14 protein-coding genes are annotated in these 15,230 nt (G+C 62.6%); 7 read left to right on the top strand and 7 right to left on the bottom strand.

The features are described 5' to 3' along the window. Positions 1-25: 25 nt before the first annotated feature. From ACTHNZ_RS05065 to ACTHNZ_RS05055, 3 genes are read right to left on the bottom strand one after another with little or no spacing between them, the layout of a single operon-like run. Positions 26-772 (bottom strand): metal-dependent hydrolase, encoded by a 747-nt coding sequence (locus ACTHNZ_RS05065; RefSeq protein WP_440541404.1) that lies wholly within the window; start codon positions 770-772, stop codon positions 26-28. Then, positions 769-1,686, bottom strand: coding sequence for a fatty acid desaturase family protein (locus tag ACTHNZ_RS05060; protein WP_440541403.1), 918 nt, complete (start codon positions 1,684-1,686; stop codon positions 769-771). Before ACTHNZ_RS05060 ends, ACTHNZ_RS05065 begins: the two co-directional genes overlap by 4 nt. Before the next feature lie 5 nt (positions 1,687-1,691). Next, on the bottom strand, positions 1,692-2,423 hold the full coding sequence (locus ACTHNZ_RS05055; RefSeq protein WP_440541402.1) for a hypothetical protein: 732 nt from the start codon (positions 2,421-2,423) through the stop codon (positions 1,692-1,694). On the opposite strand from ACTHNZ_RS05055, the gene ACTHNZ_RS05050 reads away from it, so the two are divergent. Both ACTHNZ_RS05050 and ACTHNZ_RS05045 read left to right on the top strand, forming a co-directional pair. Continuing rightward, positions 2,415-2,834 carry a hypothetical protein gene (locus tag ACTHNZ_RS05050; RefSeq protein ID WP_440541401.1) on the top strand — a complete coding sequence of 140 codons (420 nt, stop codon included), beginning with the start codon at positions 2,415-2,417 and terminating at the stop codon, positions 2,832-2,834. The genes ACTHNZ_RS05055 and ACTHNZ_RS05050 overlap by 9 nt on opposite strands. A gap of 246 nt (positions 2,835-3,080) precedes the next feature. Continuing rightward, entirely contained in the window at positions 3,081-4,577 is a 1,497-nt protein-coding gene (locus ACTHNZ_RS05045) for a methyl-accepting chemotaxis protein (RefSeq protein WP_440541400.1), read from the top strand. A gap of 285 nt (positions 4,578-4,862) precedes the next feature. On the opposite strand, the gene ACTHNZ_RS05040 is transcribed toward ACTHNZ_RS05045, so the two are convergent. Beyond that, a complete protein-coding gene (locus ACTHNZ_RS05040) occupies positions 4,863-5,954 on the bottom strand; it encodes an ABC transporter ATP-binding protein (RefSeq protein WP_440541399.1) in 1,092 nt (363 codons plus the stop codon). 346 nt (positions 5,955-6,300) lie between these two features. Here ACTHNZ_RS05040 and ACTHNZ_RS05035 point away from each other — a divergent pair, with 346 nt between their 5' ends. Further along, on the top strand, positions 6,301-7,389 hold the full coding sequence (locus tag ACTHNZ_RS05035; RefSeq protein ID WP_440541398.1) for a porin: 1,089 nt from the start codon (positions 6,301-6,303) through the stop codon (positions 7,387-7,389). A gap of 61 nt (positions 7,390-7,450) precedes the next feature. On the opposite strand, the gene ACTHNZ_RS05030 is transcribed toward ACTHNZ_RS05035, so the two are convergent. Further along, positions 7,451-8,362, bottom strand: coding sequence for a LysR family transcriptional regulator (locus ACTHNZ_RS05030; protein ID WP_440541397.1), 912 nt, complete (start codon positions 8,360-8,362; stop codon positions 7,451-7,453). Between the two features lie 130 nt (positions 8,363-8,492). Between ACTHNZ_RS05030 and ACTHNZ_RS05025 the strand changes: the two genes are divergently transcribed. The 4 genes from ACTHNZ_RS05025 (at position 8,493) to ACTHNZ_RS05010 (ending at position 12,665) form a co-directional block, all read left to right on the top strand. Next, positions 8,493-9,677 carry an acyl-CoA dehydrogenase gene (locus tag ACTHNZ_RS05025; RefSeq protein WP_440541396.1) on the top strand — a complete coding sequence of 395 codons (1,185 nt, stop codon included), beginning with the start codon at positions 8,493-8,495 and terminating at the stop codon, positions 9,675-9,677. A 13-nt stretch (positions 9,678-9,690) separates the two neighbouring features. After that, positions 9,691-10,929: a CaiB/BaiF CoA transferase family protein gene (locus ACTHNZ_RS05020; RefSeq protein WP_440541395.1), complete on the top strand. Its 1,239-nt coding sequence runs from the start codon at positions 9,691-9,693 to the stop codon at positions 10,927-10,929. Continuing rightward, entirely contained in the window at positions 10,926-11,243 is a 318-nt protein-coding gene (locus ACTHNZ_RS05015) for a hypothetical protein (RefSeq protein ID WP_440541394.1), read from the top strand. Before ACTHNZ_RS05020 ends, ACTHNZ_RS05015 begins: the two co-directional genes overlap by 4 nt. 303 nt (positions 11,244-11,546) lie before the next feature. After that, positions 11,547-12,665, top strand: a complete 1,119-nt coding sequence (locus ACTHNZ_RS05010; protein ID WP_440541393.1) for a porin — start codon at positions 11,547-11,549, stop codon at positions 12,663-12,665. Between the two features lie 93 nt (positions 12,666-12,758). Here the strand turns inward: ACTHNZ_RS05010 and ACTHNZ_RS05005 are convergent, their stop codons facing one another. Together ACTHNZ_RS05005 and ACTHNZ_RS05000 are read right to left on the bottom strand one after the other, a co-directional pair. Next, positions 12,759-13,454: a GntR family transcriptional regulator gene (locus ACTHNZ_RS05005; protein ID WP_440541392.1), complete on the bottom strand. Its 696-nt coding sequence runs from the start codon at positions 13,452-13,454 to the stop codon at positions 12,759-12,761. A gap of 142 nt (positions 13,455-13,596) precedes the next feature. Further along, on the bottom strand, positions 13,597-15,225 hold the full coding sequence (locus tag ACTHNZ_RS05000; protein WP_440541391.1) for a bifunctional 3-(3-hydroxy-phenyl)propionate/3-hydroxycinnamic acid hydroxylase: 1,629 nt from the start codon (positions 15,223-15,225) through the stop codon (positions 13,597-13,599). Positions 15,226-15,230: the final 5 nt, after the last annotated feature.

The following is a 15,230-nucleotide window of genomic DNA, read 5'->3' as shown; positions in this document are numbered from 1 at the left end:
TTCGGCGTGACCGGGGCCGGCCGCCTCAGTGCGTGCAGCGCGAGGGCGACAGCAGCAGCGCGAACCAGTGCCGCGTCATGCGCATCAGCGACGGGATGGCGCCGAACGCGAACCGTGCGGTGTCGGCGAGCAGGGCCCATCGGCGCGTTCCTGCGCGAACATCGCAGCGGCACAGTGCGAACGTGTAGCGCAGCAAATCGCCGGCTAGATAGCCCGTTGCCAGCAGCAGCGCCAGCGTGAGCACGCCGCGTCCGAGCCCGGCATGCCGCGCGACGAGAACGGCGACATGGCGGTGCCCCAATTCTTCGCGCGCGTGCCACTTCCAGAGCCGACCCGCACGCGTGTTCTCTTCCGCGATAAAAAAGCGATGCGCTTCGATCTCTTGGGCGAGCACCGCGGTCAAATGTTCGAAGGCAGCCACGAGCGCCAGTTTCATGGGCATGCCGAAGCCGGTCAGATCGTCCGCGATTCGGCCTGCACGCTCGGCGACGGCCTGCACGGACGGCAGCGCTGCCACGAGCGCGGCGTTGTAATTCGCGTGCGCTCGGCGGTGGGCTTGCTCCTCGCGGATGAATCGGTCGACTTCACGGCTCAGTTCGCTGTCGGCCGGCGGCTCGGATGCCGCCCGCCACGATTGCAGCGTATCGATGAGAAACTGCTCGCCGGCCGGCAGCAGCAACGAAAGGGCATCGAAGAAACGGCTGCGCACCGAGGTGCCGTTCCAGGCGTGCGGGCCGGCTCGATCAGCGATGATTTGCGGTTTTGGCTTCATGGGTGACGCGCCGATTGAGCCGGAGCCGAGGCAGCCGCATTCGCCGGCTCGCCTCGGGCTGTCAGCCATAGTCTCGGGCCGCCGGCGAGCCACATGCGAACGAAGGCGCCATATGGAAGCGGCGTCGCTAGTGCGTCGGCGTCCATCGCGCGGGGCGCATCGAACCAGCGCAGCGAGGGGTTGCCGTGGTGAACGCGGTGGAGCGTGCGATGCAAGGTCAGCCATCCGAGGCCGAGCGGCAGAACGACATCGTGACTAGCGGCGAGCGGATCGGGCCGCTGCGCGTAGGGGCGGATGGGAATGCCGTAATGTTCGGCCTGCGTCAGGAGGAAGTCGAGCCACGAGAACAGCACGAGTGGAATCAGATAGGCAAAGGCGATCGTGTGCGGCGCAAGGTGCAATAGCGCAACGACGAGCAGCCCGAAGGCTACCATCCAGGCGAGCGCAGCGTTGCGCTGCCTGCGCTCATGCGGCGGGACCATCGGCCATGCGGTGCGGCCGATATGCCAGGCGACCCACGGCAGTTCGACCGGTGCGAGCAACCAAATCCAGCGCGTGCGCCAACTGAGCGAATAGAGGCACCCTTCCGGATCGGCCTCGGTGCAGGTTGCCCGATGATGCGCGAAATGAAAGTAGCGGTAGGCGATGAAGTTGACGCCGAACAGCGCGGCGCACGCTATCCCGATCGCGTCGTTCAAACGGCGATTGCCGAAGAATGTCCGATGCACGCAAAGGTGCTTCGCTTCCTGGCATCCGATCATCAGCAGCGCTTGCAGCAATGAGAGCACCGCAAGCGGCAGCGGGGCTGCGGTGCGTGCGATCAGCACCGTGTTCGTTGCGACCGCGACGAGGAACAGCGCGCTCGGGAGGTCGGCGCTCGACCAGGCGGGGGCTCGTCCGGTCCGCGATGTCATGGGGCTCACAGCAGCGCCGAGAGTGCGTGCGTGACGCGCCGCACGGAAGCGAACGGCATGGCGGCCCAAAGCGGCGCGCATGACGAAAGCGGCACGGAGCCGCGCAGCAGCACACCGTAATCGAGCGAGCGCTCGTGCGGGAAGTAGTCCGGCTTGACGCACACGATCTTCGTGAAACCGCGCGACCGGTAATAGCGCAATTGCGGATCGAGCGGTGCGCCGCCACGCCGTGCCAGCACGTACTCGTTCACTGGCCGATGCGGGTTGGCGGCGAGCCAATCGCGCAGGCCGGGCACGGGGGAGCCGAGGTAAATATGACGGTAGCCGCGCTTGAGCGCATACGGCCAGAAGAACTGGAGCAGCGCCGCGACACCCTTCTGATCGCGGCTCGTCAGGCTGATGCCGAACAGCGTCGAGCTTGCACGCGGTGCGGGCGATTGCGTGCAATCGCTCCAGGTGCGCACACGCCGATAAAAATCGTCGGCGACGGGCCGCATGAAGAGAGACGCGAGAAGACGGCCCGATCGCGGGCAGAAAGCGCCGACGGCGAGCTCGGGATGCGCGTCGATTCTTGCGCACAGATCGGCTTTCGTGGCCGCTTGAACTTCGTTCCATTTCTGGTGCTCGAGCTCGAGCAGGGCGGGCAAATCTCGACGGGTGAGAAATCGCGCCGCCGCGCGTTCGCCGTGAATGGGGCGGGCCGCGAATGGCGTTAGAAAGTGAAGGCTATGATCCATGACTCACAGGCTGCACAGCTCGACGTGCAGACGATTCGATTGCAAACCGGCCGGATTCTGTCGAATTTTTATGTCATCGATATGAACGAATGGATGAGAATGCATCGATGCCGAGCGAAGATCAGAGATAAAACCGCCTCTATCGCGTTTCGCTTGAATGTCGAATTAAATAGTACTAAAAAGGAAATTCCTGTGGTGAATTCAGTTATTCCTTACACCGTGACCGCGCAGGCTGCGGCCGGCGCGCTGCAGGCCCCGGATTTGCGATGGCAGAGCAAGCATGAGCGCTGCAGGTACGTGCTGCTTCCGCAGCCTGCCGAGCGTGTTCGGGCGAGCGGTGCAATCGGCCGGGCCCACGGCGGCAGGCGAGAGCGAGGGCATGCGGAACCGCGGATACGAAGCTTTTCCTGACACGCATTTGAGGTATTGCTTACCGCTTTTTAATTCAAAAAAATATCGTCGCGAACCGTAAACATCTTTGATGGTCGGTGTTCGTCGGCGCCCATTCGGCGTATTGGACGAGGCTGTCTTTCTCGCGAGACAACCGTTCGGTGGTACGGCTTGTCAGTTTCGAAAAATCAAAGTCAGTGGGGAATAACAATGCTTCGGGGATTGACTGTCGGTAAACGTCTCGGTGCGGCTTTCGGATGCGTGGTGATGCTGTCGATCGTCGCCAGCCTGATCGTATTCATCGGCTTCAGACAGGTGGTGGATGCGGCCCATTGGAACGTGCACAGCGCGCAAGTGCTACGCACCAGCGATGGCGTGTTGACCAACATGCTCAACATGGAGACTGGCGTTCGAGGCTTCGTGGCCTCGGGCGACGAAAATTTCTTGGATCCCTATACGCAAGGACAGGAAAAAATTGGCAAAGCGCTCGAGTCCCTCAAAGGGCTCACGGCCGATAACGCGAGCCAGCAGGAACGGATGGCCGCCCTCTATGCGCTGTACGAACAAGTTCACAAGGTGCACGAGCAACTGATCTCGATGCGTCGCGGCGTCACTGCGCAGACTACGCCGCCGGATGCATTGACGAAGTATTTCGGCGAGGCTCACGACAAGCAGTTCATGGATGCGTTCCGGGCAAAGCTGGCCGAGTTCGACAAGGCCGAATCCGACTTGCAAGTCATGCGACAGGATCGCGTGACGACGCTCGAGCATTTCGTGGCGATCATCGTGATCGTATCCGGCTTGGCGATTGCGCTTGCGTCGAGCGTGCTCGGGGTATTCATTACGCGCAGCATCATCGATGCACTCGGCGGAGAGCCTCATGCGGCGGGTGAAGTGACGCGGCGCATGTCTACCGGCGATCTGTCGCGCCCGATGTCCGTCAAAACGGGCGATGCGAGCAGCGTCATGGCCGGCCTCGAAACCATGCGAACGCAGTTGGGCACGACGGTCGCGCAAATCCGGTCGGTGGCGGGCTCGATTGCCACGGCCGCTCAGGAGATCGCGAGCGGCAACGTCGATCTGTCGGCGCGTACGGAAAAGCAGGCTGCGTCGCTGGAAGAGACCGCCTCCAGCATGACGCAACTGACCGAAACGGTGAAGCAGAACGCCGACAACGCGCGGCAGGCCAATACACTGGCGACGCGTGCGACCGACAAGGCCGACGCCGGCAATGTAGCGGTGCAAGAGATGGTGCAAACCATCGTCGAGATCAGCAATCGCTCGACGAAGATCTCGGAAATCACGGGGACCATCGAAGGCATCGCATTCCAGACGAACATCCTCGCACTCAACGCGGCCGTCGAAGCGGCCCGCGCGGGCGAGCAAGGCCGTGGCTTCGCCGTGGTGGCGAGCGAGGTTCGCAGCTTGGCGCAGCGTTCCGCGGCTGCGGCCAAGGAGATCAAGGACCTGATTGCTTCGTCGGTGACGATGATTCATGGCAGCGCTCAGCAAGCCACGGGCGTGGGCACGACGATGGGCGAGGTGAGACAGGCGATCAAGCAGGTATCGGACATCGTCGGCGAAATCGCTGCGGCATCGGAGGAACAAAGCCGAGGCATCGACCAGGTTCATCACGCTGTCTCGCAGATGGACGAAGTGACGCAGCAGAACGCGGCGCTCGTGGAGCAAGCGGCCGCTGCCGCACAATCGCTCGAGGCGCAAACCGAAAGCCTGAATCGCTCCGTCTCGGTGTTCAGGCTCTAGCATCGAGATTACGGAATTTTCAGGAAATCCTTAACGATGGTTTTATCAAATTACGATCCATTGAAGTTAGACTGCGAGGGCGTTACGACCTGTCCGTAATAAGCGTCTACTATTCGATCGGTCGTCACGCGGTTCTCGAGTGGGTTTTGGCTTACCCCGGGTCAAAACCGTTTGCACGCCATGCCGCTTGCATGGCGTGCTTTATTTTTTGAGCCGACGAACCGCGGAAAACGTTTTTATTCTGAGTAAGCCCGACGCTGGGCGTGACGTTTTCAATCGTCGAGTTCACCGTGCCGATTCCATATCGGCGACATGAGGAACATCCGGCGCACCGTCCTCGACGAGATGGAGCGGCTGAAGAAACCGCACGTCGACGCGCGTGCCGGGCGAGAGCGGAGCGCTGTCTCCATTTGCGATTGCGCGCAGTTCGAGGTGATGCAACGCGACGCGATACTGTACGAGGGCACCGATGAACTGACGTTCGACGATCGTGGCGTCGCCCTCATCGTTCAACGTCAAACGGATCGATTCGTGCGGCAGCAGTGCCAGCGCCCGCGCCCGTGTTCTGCCCTCGGGGGCCATGCCTGCAAGCGGAACGAGCCGGCCACCGGGCAGCACGGCCGCTCCGCGCTCGAGTGCGACCTCGATCAAATTCCCTGCGCCGAACAACTCGGCGGTGACGCGATGTCGCGGCGCGCGATAGAGCGACTCGGGTGTGCCCGATTCGACGATGCGTCCGCTTTGCATCACGATGATGCGGTCGGCCATGACCATTGCCTCGGTGGCGTCGTGCGTGACGAAGAGCGCCGCTCTGCCCAGGCTGCGGTGCAGCCTTGCAATATCGTCGCGCAAACTTTGCCGCAGCTTCGGATCGAGATTGGAAAGCGGTTCGTCGTATAGCGTGACGGCCGCTTGCATGACGAGCGCGCGCGCTAAGGCAACACGTTGCTGCTGACCGCCGGATAACTGCGAGGGCATGCGCTCGACATATCCATGCAGTTGGCAGAGCGTCACGATCTGATCGATGCGTCGCTGCTGCTCGCCGGCGGGCACGTTCTTCATGCGCAGCCCGAACGTGAGATTGCGGCGCACGCTCATATGCGGAAACAGCGCATGCGACTGGAACACCATGGCCATGTCGCGCGCCTCGGGCGGGATACCGTCGATGCGCTGCCCCGCGAGATAAATCGACCCGCCGTCGGATGCCGCGATACCCATCAGCAAGCTCAGTAGCGTCGACTTACCGCATCCGGAAGCACCCACGATGCACACGAACTCGCCTTGCGCGATCTGCAACGACGTGGGGTGCAGTGCCCATGCCGAACCATAGCGCTTGGCCAGGTCGCGCACCTCGAGCAGCGGAGTCGGTGCCGTCATTGCGGTGTCGCAGCCTGCAAATCGGATGAGCGTCCTGTACGCGAGACCATTTCGTCGAGCTTCCGTGGCGGAATAGGCGAGAACGGAGAAAGTCTATCAGTTGTGGCGTTGTGGGCGCGCAACGATGCGCGGTGCCGGCTCTGGCGAATTTCTAGCGAATATATAGCGCGATAGCGCCTCGAGCCGAACGGTGGCGAGACTATTCTTGACTGCGCGATTTTGGTCGACGATTATCGCTCCCGCCGTGAAATAGCGACTAACCGTTGTATTTCCGGCCGCCCAACCACGGAAGAGTATCGTTCTTCTTCGAAAGATGTTGCGCGAACAACCATAAAGGAGAGCAAGAATGAAGAAAGCCCTTAGGGGGAGCTGCTGCGGCGCCGCTGTTTTGTTGTTTTTTAGCACCGGTGCATTTGCGCAAAGCTCGGTTACGCTGTATGGGATCGTCGACACGAGCGTTCGATATTTGTCGAGTGCGAACGCGACGAACGACAGCTTGATTTCGATGGGCGACGGCGTCGAGACACCGAGCCGCTGGGGCTTGAAGGGCAGCGAAGATTTGGGCGGCGGCACGTCGGCGATCTTCCGTCTCGAAGACGGATTCCAACTCTATTCCGGAAAGCTTGCCAGCACGAATACGCTCTTCGGGCGCCACGCCTACGTCGGGCTTTCGAACAAACAGTACGGTACGTTGACGTTCGGCCGCCAGCAGTCGCCGTTCTTCGAGTTGATGGGCAACATTTACGACCCGATGACGGTCGGCGATTACTGGCAGGACAGCTGGGTTTATAACCCGGCCGGACCGTTCCTGACGGTCAACAACTCGGTCAAGTACACGAACGACTTCGGCGGATTGCACGTCTCCGCGATGTACAGCTTCGGCGGCGTGGCTGGCAGCATGGCCCAGAACAGCATGTATGGCCTTGCCGCTTCGTACACGATGGGGCCGCTGCAGGCGATGGCGGGCTGGCAGCAAGCCGATTTCCAGGGCAAGAAGTTCAACCTCGGCAATGTGGGGCTCGTCTACGCGTTCACGCCGACGGTGCGCGCGCTGGGCGGCTGGCTGCATTCGCAGGATCACACGGGGCTTGCCGACGCCGACATGCAGCAGTCCGGCGCACCGGCGCTGCCGCGCGTGAGCCCGAACCGCTTCGACGATAGCTTCTATCTCGGGACGCAATGGCAAGTCACGCCGCCGCTGGCGATCACGGTGGCCGGCTACTACGACCACGCGCGCAACGCCGCGAAGACGGACGGCTCGCTCGGCTCGGGCGTCAACTATTCGGCGACGGTGCTCGCCGAGTACTCGCTGTCCAAGCGGACCGAAGTGTACGGCACGATCGACTACGCGCGCGGAAACGGCGCGTTCGTGGCGGACTACCCGGGCCACAACCATCAGGTTGGCGCCGCGATCGGCCTGCGCAACATCTTCTGATATCCGCGGATCGTCGCGGATGACGATGCCGGCGTCGCGCTTCGAGCGGCGGCGCCGGCACTCAGCCCAACCCCAACGGCTCCCGATAGCCGCGCGCTTCCTCTTCGATCCAGTCGCGAAACGTCACGAGCGGGGCGCTGTCCGATTTCTGCTCGGGATAGATGAGGTAATACGACCGGTCGCTCAGATAGTCGTGCCGGGCGATCGGAATCAGCACGCCGCGCTTCAGTTCGTCCTCGATCAGCAGACGCGGAAGCAGGGCGATGCCGATTCCTTGGATCGCCGCTTCCGTATGCATCGAAAACAACTCGAACCGCGGCCCCGACATATCGCCTTCCACGCGCAGGCCCAGCGATGCGAACCAGTCGCGCCATGCATACGGACGAGTGCTCTGCTGCAATAGACGATAACGGGACCAGTCCGATGCCCCGAGCTTCTCGCGCGGCGCGATCAGGCGGGGGCTGGCCACGGCAATCAGGCTCTCGCGCATGAGGAATCGGCTGCCCGTGCCGGGCCACGTCGCGGGGCCCGCGTACAGAGCCGCGTCGAACTCCGTGTCGCCGAATAGGAACGGGCGCGTGCGTGTCGTGAGATTGATCGTGACGTCGGGATAGGCCGACATGAAGGCCGGCATGCGCGGCAGCAGCCACTTCGTCGCGAAGGTCGGCACGACCGCGACTTCGAGCGTGCCGCCCTTGCCGCCGCGACCCATCAGATCCACCGTGTCGCGCTCGACGTCGTCGAGCCGGGCCGCCACCTTGCGGCTGTACGCGAGGCCCGCTTCCGTCAAGGCCACCCCGCGCCGGTCGCGGCGAAACAGCTTCAGCCCCAGGAAATCTTCCAGCGAGGCGATTTGTCTGCAAATAGCGCTTTGCGTCACGGCCAACTCGTCGGCCGCTTTGGTGAAACTCTGATGGCGCGCTGCCGCCTCGAAGGCGGACAGGGCGAGGGTGGACGGAATCTTGCGGCGCATGATGCGATCCTTCGGCGAACGGGATGGCTGATTTGTGCGATTTTCGCACAGGTGGCTGACAAGAAATCGGTTGCCGGCCTGCAGTGCCAGCGATAAATTGACGCCACGATCCATACCTTCCGAGTCAGAAATGAGCCAACAGCACAAGTCTTCGTTTCAATGGGATGATCCTTTACTGCTGATGCAGCAATTGAGCGAAGAAGAGCGGATGGTCGCCGAATCGGCGCGCGCCTATTGCCAAGATCGCCTCGCACCGCGCGTGCTCGAGGCATTCCGTCATGAGCAGACCGACCCGGCGATCTTTCGCGAAATGGGCGATCTCGGGCTGCTCGGCGTGACGATTCCCGAGGCTTACGGCGGCGCGGGCCTCAACTACGTCAGCTACGGTCTCGTGGCGCGCGAAGTCGAGCGGGTCGATTCGGGCTATCGCTCGATGATGAGCGTGCAGTCCTCGCTCGTGATGGTGCCGATCAACGAGTTCGGCAGCGAGGCCGTCAAGCAGAAATATCTGCCGAAGCTCGCGCGGGGTGAGTGGATCGGCTGCTTCGGCTTGACCGAGCCGAACCATGGCTCCGATCCGGGCAGCATGGTGACGCGCGCGCGAAAGGTGGCGGGCGGCTATCAGTTGACGGGCAACAAGATGTGGATCACCAACAGCCCGATCGCCGACGTCTTCGTCGTCTGGGCGAAAGACGACGAAGGTGCGATTCGCGGCTTCGTGCTCGAAAAGGGTTGGAAGGGGCTGACGGCCCCTGCGATTCACGGCAAGGTCGGATTGCGGGCATCGATCACGGGCGAGATCGTCATGGACGAGGTGTTCTGCCCCGAAGAGAACGCATTCGCCGACGTGCGCGGCTTGAAGGGGCCGTTCACTTGCCTGAACAGCGCGCGCTACGGCATCGCTTGGGGCGCGCTCGGCGCGGCCGAGGATTGCTGGCACCGTGCTCGTCAGTACGTGCTCGATCGCAAGCAGTTCGGCAAGCCGCTCGCGGCGAACCAACTGATTCAAAAGAAGCTCGCGGACATGCAAACGGAAATCACGCTGGGCCTGCAAGGGTGTTTGCGGCTCGGCCGCATGAAGGACGAGGGCACCGCTTCCGTCGAGATCACGTCGATCATGAAGCGCAACTCGTGCGGCAAGGCGCTCGACATCGCGCGCATGGCGCGCGACATGCTGGGCGGAAACGGGATCAGCGACGAATTTGGCATCGCGCGCCATCTCGTGAATCTCGAGGTGGTCAACACCTACGAAGGGACGCACGACATCCATGCGCTGATTCTCGGGCGTGCCATCACCGGCATTGCCGCCTTCTGATTTTTCGATCGCCATGAACGATACCTTGCAAGCGGGGGCGCTCGCCGGCGTGCGTGTCCTCGATCTCTCGCGCGTGCTCGCGGGACCGTGGGCGGGCCAGTTGCTTGCCGATCTCGGCGCCGACGTCGTCAAGGTGGAGCGTCCCGGCGCGGGCGACGACACGCGCGCGTGGGGGCCGCCCTGGCTGAACGATTCAGACGGCCAGTCGACGGGCGAGTCGGCTTACTACCTCAGCGCCAATCGCAATAAGCGCTCGGTGACGATCGACATCGCGAGTGAAGCGGGCCAGCGCGTCGTGCGCGAGTTGGCCAGCCGTGCCGACGTCGTGCTCGAGAACTTCAAGGTGGGCGGCCTCGCTCAGTACGGGCTCGACTACGCGAGCCTCAAGGCCGTCAATCCGCGGCTCGTCTATTGCTCGATCACCGGGTTCGGTCAAACGGGACCGTATGCGTCGCGTGCCGGCTACGACTTCCTGATTCAAGGCATGGGCGGTTTGATGAGCTTGACGGGCCGCCCCGACGGCACGGAAGGCGGCGGCCCATTGAAAGTCGGCGTCGCGCTCACGGACATCATGACGGGGCTCTATGCGACGGTTGCCGTGCTGGCCGCGTTGAAGCGGCGCGAGCAATCGGGCGAAGGGCAGCATATCGATCTCGCACTGCTGGACGTGCAAATCGCGTGTCTCGCGAACCAGGCGGCGAATTACTTAGTGGGGGGCGTCGTGCCGCGGCGCATGGGCAATGCGCATCCGAACATCGTTCCGTACCAGGAGTTTCCGACGGCTGACGGGTACATGATCGTGGCCGTGGGCAACGACAGCCAGTTCGCGAGTTTGTGTAACACGCTCGGTAAGCCGGAGTGGTCGAGCGATGAACGCTTCGCGACCAATCCGCAGCGCGTGAAGCATCGGAGCGAGTTGATCGCACTCATTCACGGCATGACGGTGCGCCGCACGACCGACGAATGGGTGGCCGCGATGGAAGCGGCGGGGGTGCCGTGCGGCCCGATCAACACGCTCGATCGCGTGTTCGCCGATCCGCACGTGCAAGCTCGCGGCGCGCGCATCGAGATGCCGCATCCGTTGGCGAAGGAGGTGCCGCTCGTCGCGAATCCGATTCGGTTGTCCGAATCGCCCGTGCAATATCGGCATGCGCCGCCGACGTTGGGGCAGCATACCGAAGAGGTGCTGTCGGATTGGCTCGGAGCAACTGCTGAAGAGATCGATGCCTTGCGGGCGAAACGCGCGATATGAATGCGATGCAACGCACGCGGCTTGATGCCGCCGCCGCGGCCAATGCGGAGGACGCATCGGTTTGGCGCTGGTTTTCCGCGTTTCTCGAAGAGCGCCGCATTCGCTGGCGCTACATGTTCGGTCGATGGGTCGTGCACGTCGACCGGACGCACGTCGCGACGGAAGCGACGTTTTACGACGCCATCCGGGCGGCGAAAAACGAAGTCGAGCTCTGCGGCGCCGGAGCGTTCGATGAATGCACACATCGGCGGCGATCGCGTTCCGTGTCGTCCGAGCGCAGGCTCAAGACCCAACAGGGCCACCATCCGCACTAGTTGCCGTCCGCTTCCCTTTCAGGGCTGAGCGCATCCGCGTCTGCTGTTCCATTTCTCCCTCTCCCTTTTCGTCTCTTGTCGTTCGAGGCCACGATCGCTTGGCGGCGATCGCGCGCCCTGAGGCCGCTCGTCTCGCACACGATGAATGTGATTGACGCACGCGCGTAAACACTACCCTCGGTGCGCGCCGCAGGGCATTGACCGTCGTCGACGTTTGGTAGAATATGCATAAAAACATGAAATGTGTTTTTAGCGTATTTTTATGCGTCAATAATCGGCGCGATCGATCCGGAGGAGACGAAAGTGAAAAAGCGCATCATGGTTGCGGCGGCAGTCGCAGTGGGAACGTGTGCCGGTGTGGTACCGAGCGCGCAGGCCCAAAGCAGCGTGACGCTGTGGGGCTTGCTCGACGCCGGGGTGTCTTACGTCAGCAATATCGGAGGGAGTTCGGCCTTGCGGCTGGATGACGGTATCGCGTTACCGAACCTGCTGGGGTTCAAGGGAAGCGAGGACCTCGGCAACGGCACGCATGCGGTTTTCGAACTGGTGACGCAGTTCACGCTGCAGGGCAATCTCGTTGCGCAGACGACGAACGGCGGCGGGACGGGGGCGGGATTGTTCGCGCGTAATGCGTGGGTCGGCCTCGATAACGATCGATACGGGAAGCTTACGCTCGGCCGCCAGTACGACTTCATGGTCGACACGCTGTTTCGCGACGTCGGCGCGGACATGGCGATGTACGGCGGCGGCTTTTACCAATTCCGCGATGGTCCGTTCGCCAAGCTGGGCATTCCCGATTCGCCGCCCAACGAAGCGTTCGACTTCGATCGCATGAACGGCGATACGCCGCTGAACAACGCAGTCAAATACACGAGCCCGCTCTTCGAAGGTGTACGGTTCGGTGGCATGTATGCCTTTGGGGGCGCGGCAGGGGATTTCCGCCAGAACAGCGCGGAGAGTTTCGGCGCGAGCTATAGCGTGGGGCCGTTCGCGTTCGGCGCGGCCTATACGGACGTGCGTTACGCGGTCCTGCTCGGCGACAGCATCCGCAACTTCGGCTTCGGCGCGAAATACAAGGGCGACAAGATTTTGTTGACGGCGCTGTTCACTAATACGCGCAACACCCGAAACGGTGCCGCAGTCGACGCGGCGGAACTGGGTGCGCTGTATAGCTTCACGCCGGCATTCTCGACGAGTCTTGCCTACACCTACATGTGGGGCAACGCAGGCGTCGATCACAACCACGCCCATCAGCTCGGCGTCGTTGCCAAGTATTTCCTGTCGAAGCGCACGGCAGTCTACGCTCAGGCCGCTTATCAGTTGACCAACGCGGGTGCGAACGCTGTCATCAACGGGACGTTCGGTCCTTCGAGCGGACGCTCGCAGTTCGTCGGCCGGATCGGCATGCAAACGGTGTTCTAATTCGGAGGGAAGCGGCGAGGCGATCGATGGCGATCCCTCGCCGATCTGGCTGTAAATGCGGCACTGCGTGATTTCGGACCGTGCGGCGCTTGCTTATTGGATGGTGGCCAGTTGCCGTTCGAGGGCTCCGGCAACGCGGGCGAGCGTGCCTTCGATATGCTTGCGCAGCAGCCGCGTGGCCTTTTCCGCGTCTCGATCGATCGTCGCCTTCATCAGGGCCTCATGCTCGCTGTTCTTGTGGCGCTCCTGGGTTCGATGCATGGCGGAATAGCGGCGGTAGCGCTCAGCCCGATCGAAGAGCGAGCCCACCATGTTCGAGAGCAGGGCACTGGGCGTCGCCGATAGCAGTGCCATGTGATAGGCGCGATGTCGCTCGGACCAATCGTCGTCGAGCGCGACGGGACCCGAGCCGAGACGTTTTTCCGCGAGGCTCAGCCGATGAAAGGCCGTCAGCACGGCCACTTCCCATTCTTCGTCCCCGTGGACGATCGAATCACTGAGTGCCTCGAGCTCGAGCAACACGCGCAGCCGGGTGATGTCCTTGAAGTCATCGATGCTGATAGGGGCCACCCAGAACCCGCGATTTTCCGTCGCTTGGACGATGCCGTCTTGCGCGAGCCGGTTCAACGCTTCGCGGATCGGGGAACTGCTGAGCCCGTACGCTTTCGAGAGGCTCTCCACCTTGAGCCGGCTACCTGGGGCGAGCTCGCAGCGAATGATGGACGTCTTCATCCGGGCGAAGGCGACGTCGATCAGGGGTGCACCGTTCGATGCGGAGGTCGAGTCCATGGGCGTGAGTTGACTAGGATAGGTCGATGAGCGGAATTTTATGCGCAAAGTACGACCATGTGCAAGATTGAAATGTCTTGCGGCCAAAACGAGAAGAGCGCGAGGATCGCGGATCGCTCGCGCTCTGCGATTTCGTAGCCCTTCAAGCGCAGGTCGCGGCGGCCGGATTCTCGAGTGCCTTCCCTGTCCTCAGTGCCGCCGCCAGCTCGCGAATCATCTCGCATGCATCGGCCGCTTGGCGACAAGCGCCGTAGACGTAGTGGTCGGGCCGTGCAATCACGGCGCCACACTGCAGCCTCCGCATCCAACCGACGAGTACGCCATCGGCATCCTGAAAGCGGTGCGGCGGCGTTGTCGTGGTAAGCGGTTCGGTTCCGATCGCGACTAGCTCGGCCGGAACACCCTCGTCGCGCAACGCCTTGCACTGCGCAGCGATGCGCGCGACGACGGCAGGATCGGTGTCGTCCTCGACGACAATGCGGAACGCCATGCCGGTTCGTTCATCGAGAAGACATCTGCGGCCGTCCGGCGCGGTGACGAGCGGCTGGGGAAACAACAGGCCACGCGGGCCGTAGGCCGATGCCGAGAGCAGGCCCGCGCCGAGCCCCGGAATCAACGATTGCCTCACGGTGCCGCGCGGATTGGCCGCCATTTCTTCGAGCAGGCGTTCGTCTCGTTCGCGCGCGGCGACGGGATCGCGTTCGCATATCAGCTTGCCGAGCGCTTTGGTTACCAGCGTTGTCTGCTTCACGTGTGGAAGCCGTTCGGCTTGATAGGTATCGAGGAGCAGCGGGCTTGCGGCGCCGCGGTTGACGAGCGCGAGCTTCCAGACGAGATTGGCCGCATCGCGTATCCCTTGACACATCCCTTGAGCTAGGAACGGCGGCGTCATGTGAGCGGCATCGCCAAGGAAGAACACGCGGCCCGAGCGCCATTGACGCAGGACGAGTGCATGGAAGCGATAAGACGATGCGCGCCAGATGTCGTATTCGTTTTCGTTCAGCCAGCGCGAGATGAGCCGGCGAACGAACGCCGGCTCCATCGCTTGGGCGGGCGTTTCGTCGGCATTGATCATGAATTCCCAGCGTCGGACTTGGCCGGGCCCCACTACGAACGTGCAAGGGCGCGCCACTTCGCAGTACTGGACGTTCGTTGCCGGCAAGTTCGCGCCGCAGCCCTCTTTGAGTACGACGTCGACCACGAGCCATGGCTCGTCGAAGTCGAGGTCTTCCATGTCCAAGCGGAGCGCCGTGCGGATCGGGCTGGCTCCTCCGTCGCATGCGAGCACATAGTGCGATCGGTACGTTTGCGGCCCGTTCGACCCGCCGGGCGATGCGCCGACAGCGACCGAGGCCCCGTCGTTTCCGGATGACACGGCGTCGACTTGCGCGCCGAGCTTGACCGTGACGGACGGGAACCGAGCCAGGTTCTCGCGCAGCGCACTTTCGATCTGAGGCTGCATGAACACGTAGTTAGGTGCCCAGCCCAGTTGGAATGGAGGTTCGGCCGCCTCGATGCGTCGAATGACGCCCGAATCCGTCGTGAGATATTCGGACGGCCGATAGGGCATCACGTAAGGGGCGATTTTATCGGCGAGCCCGAGGTTTCCCAAGATTCGCATGATTTCCTGATCGAAGCCCATTGCGCGCGGCTTGTCGAAGACGGTCAGGGACTTTTCGAGCACGAGCGTGCGCAGGCCGGCTTCGCCAGCCAAATTGGCGGCGATGGCGCCCACCGGCCCCAAGCCGACGATGATCAAATCGAAATCCACGTCTC

Origin of the sequence: Trinickia sp. (assembly GCF_051953955.1) — a bacterium.
GTDB lineage: Bacteria > Pseudomonadota > Gammaproteobacteria > Burkholderiales > Burkholderiaceae > Trinickia.
Note: the sequence above shows the minus strand (reverse complement) of the source record. Positions and strands in the feature narration are given on the sequence as shown.